General features: G+C 80.1%; 8 protein-coding genes. 5 read left to right on the forward strand and 3 right to left on the reverse strand.

Annotated features, from left to right (window positions below):
• Window positions 1–1178: sensor histidine kinase (locus GTR00_RS25825; RefSeq protein ID WP_166612125.1), on the reverse strand; the 1178-nt coding region annotated here is incomplete at its 3' end.
• Between the two features lie 141 nt (window positions 1179–1319).
• Between GTR00_RS25825 and GTR00_RS25830 the strand changes: the two genes are divergently transcribed.
• From GTR00_RS25830 to GTR00_RS13500, 5 genes are all read left to right on the forward strand, one after another.
• The gene (locus GTR00_RS25830; protein ID WP_166612126.1) at window positions 1320–2264 is read left to right on the forward strand and encodes a CPBP family intramembrane glutamic endopeptidase; all 945 of its coding nucleotides are present in this window, start codon (window positions 1320–1322) and stop codon (window positions 2262–2264) included.
• Window positions 2261–2869 (forward strand): DUF1731 domain-containing protein, encoded by a 609-nt coding sequence (locus GTR00_RS25835; RefSeq protein WP_166612127.1) that lies wholly within the window; start codon window positions 2261–2263, stop codon window positions 2867–2869. The genes GTR00_RS25830 and GTR00_RS25835 overlap by 4 nt, the downstream gene beginning before the upstream one ends.
• Window positions 2866–3063, forward strand: coding sequence for a hypothetical protein (locus tag GTR00_RS13490; protein WP_166612128.1), 198 nt, complete (start codon window positions 2866–2868; stop codon window positions 3061–3063). Before GTR00_RS25835 ends, GTR00_RS13490 begins: the two co-directional genes overlap by 4 nt.
• Before the next feature lie 62 nt (window positions 3064–3125).
• Window positions 3126–3740, forward strand: a complete 615-nt coding sequence (locus tag GTR00_RS24090; protein WP_166612129.1) for a methyltransferase family protein — start codon at window positions 3126–3128, stop codon at window positions 3738–3740.
• Entirely contained in the window at window positions 3692–4600 is a 909-nt protein-coding gene (locus GTR00_RS13500) for an alpha/beta hydrolase fold domain-containing protein (RefSeq protein ID WP_166612130.1), read from the forward strand. The genes GTR00_RS24090 and GTR00_RS13500 overlap by 49 nt, the downstream gene beginning before the upstream one ends.
• A 27-nt stretch (window positions 4601–4627) precedes the next feature.
• On the opposite strand, the gene GTR00_RS24095 is transcribed toward GTR00_RS13500, so the two are convergent.
• Both GTR00_RS24095 and GTR00_RS13510 read right to left on the reverse strand, forming a co-directional pair.
• A complete protein-coding gene (locus tag GTR00_RS24095) occupies window positions 4628–4909 on the reverse strand; it encodes a GTP cyclohydrolase II (RefSeq protein ID WP_323132462.1) in 282 nt (93 codons plus the stop codon).
• Window positions 4910–5001: 92 nt separating this feature from the next.
• Window positions 5002–5280, reverse strand: coding sequence for a hypothetical protein (locus GTR00_RS13510; protein ID WP_166612132.1), 279 nt, complete (start codon window positions 5278–5280; stop codon window positions 5002–5004).
• Between the last annotated feature and the right edge of the window lie 186 nt (window positions 5281–5466).

Below are 5466 nucleotides of genomic sequence, written 5' to 3' on the forward strand. Positions count from 1 at the left end.
GTTCCCGGGCGCCCCGGCACCCGCGCCGTCGCCGGGGCGCCCGGGAACACCGGCAGCGCCCCCTCGGCGACGTCGTCGACGACGACCTCCAGCCCGTGGCCGGGCGCGCCCCGCACGAGCACCCGCACCTCCCGGCCGGCGGCGTGCTTGCGCGCGTTCGTCAAGCCCTCCTGCACGACGCGGAACGCGGTGCGCCCCACCAGCGCCGGCGCCTCGGCCCGGGCGGGGAGCTCCAGGTCCAGCCGCACCCGCGAGCCGGCGGCCCGCGCTTCGCCCACCAGCTCCGACAGGTCGGCCAGGACCGGTTGCGGGCGCCCGCGCGCCTCCTCCGCGCCCGCGGCGGTGACCTCCTCCGCGCGCAGCACGCCGAGGATGTCGCGCAGGTCCTCCAGCGCCTCGTGGGTGCCGGCGCGGATGACGCCCGCGGCGCGCGCGACGTCGGCCGGGTCCGCGTCGGGCCGGAACTCCAGCGCGCCGGCGTGCATGCTCACCAGGGACAGCCGGTGCGCCAGGACGTCGTGCATCTCGCGGGCGATGCGGGCGCGCTCGGTGGTGCGCGCCTGCCGCACGCGCATCTCCTGCTCGGCGCGGGCGCGCTCGGCCTGCTCGCGCAGCGAGGCCAGGAGCTGGTGGCGGGTGCGCACGTACATGCCCCAGCCGGCCACCGGCACGACCAGGCCCAGCAGGAGCAGCGGCGCGCCCCACGCCGGGAAGCCCGGTTCGGGCCACAGCAGCGCGTGGACCGTCCCGGCCAGCACCGTGCCCGCCGCCACGGCGGCCACCGCGGGCCAGCGGCGGCGCGCGGCCACCCCGAACAGCGCCACCAGCGACGGCACGGCCACGAAGGTCGAGACCGCGGAGAGCACCACCAGCAGGGCCGCGACGAGCACCGGTGCCCGCCGCCGCGCGAACAGCGCGAAGCAGGCCGGCGCGCCCAGCAGCAGGTCCAGGAACAGGGCCGCGTCACCGCGCACCCTCGGCCCGGTGCCCGGGTCGAGCTCCGCGCCGAGGAGGACCAGACCCACCGCCAGGCACACCAGGACCAGGCACGCGTCGCCCGCCAGGCGCAGCGCGGTCCGCCCGCGCCGGCGCGGGGTCGCGGGGACCGGCGCCGGCGCCGCGGGCAGCGCCCCGCCCGGCGGGGCGCTGCGGACCGTTCCACCGGTCGTGCTGCTCACCGGGTCAGCGTAGGAGGGCGGGCACCGCCCGCGGGAGCACCGCGGGTCGCCGTCCGGCGTGCGGGAGTCGACCTCGGTCGATGCCCCGGGAGCACCGCACGGCCGACGCGCCGGCGCCGCCGCCGCGGGCAGCCTGCCGGTGTGATCGAGGCACCCGCCGTCCCGGGGACAGCACCGTCCTGCTCCCCCGTCGCGTACACCGCCGCCCTGCGCGGGCCCGCGAACCGCTGGTGGCGGCCCCTGGTGGGCACCGCCGCCCTCGCCGGCGGCCTGCTCCTCGCCGTGCTGCTCACCGGCGCCGGCTACGGCGCCGCCGCGCTCCTCAGCGGCCTGGACGGCGCCGCGCTGGAGCAGGCCCTGTCCAGCGCGTGGTGGGGCCTGCTGCTGTCGAACCTGGTGCTGGCCGCGGGCGTGCCGCTGGCGTGGCTGGCGCTGGTGGCCGGGTACGGGCGCGGACCGGGGGCGCTGGCCTCCACGGCGAGCCGGTGGCGGTGGGGGTGGGTGCTGCGCGCGCTGCCGCCGGTGCTGGCCGTCACCGTCCTGGGCGCGCTGGCGATGGCCGCCGCCGAGGCGCTGGCCGGCCGCGCGCCGTTCGGGGAGGGCAGCGCCCCCGCCGCCCGGCAGGCGGTGGCGCTGCTGGCGGTGGTGGTGCTGACCACGCCGCTGCAGGCCGCCGGGGAGGAGTTCCTCTTCCGCGGCTGGCTGGCGCAGGCGCTGGGGTCGTGGTGCGCGCGGCCGGTGGTGGGCGCGGTGCTGGCCGCGGTGGTCTCGGCGGCGCTGTTCAGCGCCGCGCACGGCGCGCAGGACCCGTGGCTGTTCGCCGACCGGTTCGCCTTCGGCCTCGTGGCCTCCTGGCTGGTGCACCGCACCGGCGGCCTGGAGGCGGCGGTGGTGCTGCACGCGGTGGGCAACGTCGTCCTGATGGTGCCGGCGGTGCTCACCGGCGCCCTGGCGCGGTCGCTGGAGGCGGGCAGCGCGCCGCCGCCGCTCGTCGCGCTCGACGTCGCGGCCCTGCTCGCGGTGGCCGTCCTGGTGGACCGGAAGGCCCGCGCGCGCGGGACCGGCGCCGCTACCGTGGCGCGGTGAAGGTCGTCGTGGCGGGGGGCTTCGGGGCGTGGGCGCGCGAGCTGCCCGGCGCCGCCGTGGTCAACCTCGCCGGGGAGCTGGTGGACCGCCGGCCCACGCGCGCGAACGTGGAGCTGCTGACCCGCTCGCGGGTGGAGCCGACCCGCGCGCTGGCGCGGGCGGCGGCGGACCTGGACGCCCCGGTGCCGGTGTGGCTGCAGGCCGGCACCCTGGCGGTCCACGGCGACGCCGGCGAGGCGGAGGTCGCGGAGTCCTCCCCGTCGGCGGACGGGCCGGCGCAGATGGCGGGCGTGGCGCGCTGGGGCCTGGGTCTGCCGGCCGGGGCGGAGCTGGAGGGCACCGAGCCCCCGCGCGGGGTCCTGGTCGCCTCCTCGCCCACCCCGGTGCGCAACGCCGAGCTCATGGCGGCGCTGCGGCGGGTGCTGCGCCGCCCGCCCGCGCCGCCGACCCCGGCGCTCGCGGTGCGCGCGGGCTCGGTGCTGCTGCGCACCGACCCCGCGCTGGGGCTGACCGGCCGGCGCGCGGTGCCCGCCGCCCTGCTCGCGGCGGGTTTCCCGTTCGCGTTCCCGCGCCTGGAACCGGCGCTGAGCGACCTGCTGACGTGAACCCCCGGCGCGGGGCCCGCGCGGCCGCCGCCGCGCTGGCCGCGCTCACGTGCGGCGCGGTGCTCTACAGCACCGCGCTGACGTGCGCGTACGCCGCCGCCGCCGGGACCGGCGGGGTGGGCGCGGCGGCGATGGGGCTGGCCACGGCGGGCAGCGCGGCCGCGCTGCTGGTGCTGCACCGGCGGGCGCGGTGAGGCTCTACCGGGTCGCCCGCCCGGCCCCTCACCGGCGCCACCTGGCCAGGACGCTGGGGTGGATGCTGCTGGTGTGGTCCCTGGCGCTGGTGGCCCTGCCCGCGGTGCTGCGCGGGGTGGAGGTGCTCCTCGGCGTGCCGCGGGTGCTGCTGCCGGGCGGGACGGCGGCGGGGGCGGTGCTGCTGGTGGCGGCCAGCGCCTTCGGCGTGCGCTGCGCGTTCGCGATGGCCCGCGGGGAGGGGACCCCGGTGCCGTTCGAGGCCGCGGCCCGGCTGGTGGTCACCGGCCCGTACCGGCTGGTGCGCAACCCCATGGCGCTCAGCGGCACCACCCAGGCCCTGGGGGTGGCGCTGCTGGTGGGCTCCCCCCTGTACTACGGGGTGCCGTTCGCCGGGGGGCTGCTGTGGCACGTGCTCGTCAGGCCCTCGGAGGAGCGGTTCCTGGAGTCGCTGTTCGGGGAGGAGCACCACGCCTACCGGGCGGCGGTGCCGCTGTGGCTGCCGCGGCCCGGACGCCGTCCGCGCCCCGCGCCCCCGGCCGGCTGGACCACGCCCGGGGTGCGGCGGGCGCCGGGGCGGACCACGATCGCCGCGGGGCGCCACCACGCGGCCCGCGTCAGGAGGTGGCGGTGTCGCCGAGCGTCCCGAGCAGGCTGCTGCCGCCGCTGCTGCGGCTGACCCGCGCGAACCGGGTGTACTCCTCCGCCGCCGAGGCGCACCGGCACGTCGCCCAGCGCTCCCTGCGCCCGCGCCCCTCGGACCCGCCGCGGCGGCTGCGCCGGGACGTGGCGGTGTCCACGACGCGCTGGGCGGGCTGGCCGGTGCACGTGCTCACCCCGCGCGCGGGCGGTGCGCGCGGCGCGGTGGTGCACGTGCACGGGGGCGGGTGGGTGGACGAGGTGGTGCGCCAGCACTTCCGCTTCGCCGCGCAGGTCGCCGCGCAGGCCCGCACCACGGTGCTGCTGCCGGTGCACCCGCTCGTCCCGCGCGGCACCGCCGCCGCGGTGGTGCCGGCCGTGGCGGGGCTGGTGCTGGCCACCCGCGCCGAGCACGGCCCGGTGTGCCTGTCGGGGGACTCCGCCGGGGGTCAGATCGCGCTGTCCGCCGCGCAGCTGCTGCGCGACGAGCACGGCGTGGTGCTGCCGCGCACCGTGCTGGTCTCCCCCGCGCTGGACCTGTCGCTGGCCAACCCGGGCATCGACGCGGTGCAGCCGCACGACCCGTGGCTGGCGCGCGAGGGCACCCGGGTGCTGGTCGAGCTGTGGCGCGGGGACCTGCCGGTGGACGACCCGCGCGTCAGCCCGCTGGCGGGCGAGCCGGCCGGGCTCGGGCCGCTGACGGTGTTCTGCGGCACCCGCGACATCCTGCTGCCCGACGCGCGCCTGCTCGCCGCGCGGGCGCGCGCCGCCGGGGTGGACGTGGAGCTGCACGAGGGGCGCGGGCTGGTGCACGTGTACCCGCTGACGCCCACGCCGGAGGGCCGGGCCGCGCGGGCCCTGGCCGTGGCGCGCTTGCGCGCGGCCGTGCACGCGCCCTGAGCGGGCGGCGCGCCCGGCCCGGCCGCGCTAGCCCGGCGGCGCGCCCAGCCGCAGGGTGTGGGCGGTGCGGTCGCGCTCGGCGGCCAGGGAGCGGGCGTTGGCCGCGGTCAGGTGCACGCCGGTCGGCACCCGCTCGGTGACGGTGATGCCGTGCCGGGCGAGCTGGGCGGCCTCGTCAGGGTCGTTGGACAGCAGCCGGACGCGGTGCACGCCCAGGGCGAGGCGCAGCGGCACGTCCACCGAGGTGCGCACCGCGGCGGGTGCGGCGGGGCCCGGGTCCGGTCGGGGCCGGTCGTCGGTGCTGGTCACGGGGCCCTCCTGGTGCGGGGCGGCTGCTCCACCCGGTGTGCCCGAGGGTGCGGCGGGGCACGCCGGGTGGAGCGGCCGCGGGGAGCCGCGGCTCAGGGGGCGGCGTGCTCCGCCGCGAAGCCCTGCGCGGTGCGGCTGACGCTCCACACCCGCACGTCCTTGCCGCCGGCGCCGCCCATCTTCTCGTGCACGCGCGCGTGGCCGTCCAGCACTCGCCCGATGCCCACCACCTCGTGGACGTGGCCGCCGTGCGTGACGTGGAACGAGGTCTCCCCCGCGAAGTCCTCCAGGGTGCGCGGGGCGTGCCCGTGCACCTCGTCGACGACGTAGCTCTGCCCGGACACGACAGGCCCGCTGCTCAGTTCGCTCATGGTTTGAACTCCCCCGACCGTGACTGCTGGTGCCACGGAGTCTGGGGCACGCGACGGCCCGTGACCAGGGCCGGGCGCGAGAACGTCCGGTGCAGGTCGCGGGGAGGCGCGCGGGCGGGTGGCGCCGGCGCTCAGGAGCCGTCCCCGCGCCCGCGCCCCCCCGGCCGGCGCCGCCCGCCCCGGCGG

Origin of the sequence: Kineococcus indalonis, from assembly GCF_009906395.1 — a bacterium.
GTDB classification, from domain to species: Bacteria; Actinomycetota; Actinomycetes; order Actinomycetales; family Kineococcaceae; genus Kineococcus; species Kineococcus indalonis.

Bases quoted from the DNA above. Each gene is read 5' to 3' on its own strand.
- GTR00_RS24090 (WP_166612129.1), top strand. From the start codon at position 3,126: ATGCTGCTGGTGTGGTCCCTGGCGCTGGTGGCCCTGCCCGCGGTGCTG.
- GTR00_RS13510 (WP_166612132.1), bottom strand. From the start codon at position 5,280: ATGAGCGAACTGAGCAGCGGGCCTGTCGTGTCCGGGCAGAGCTACGTC.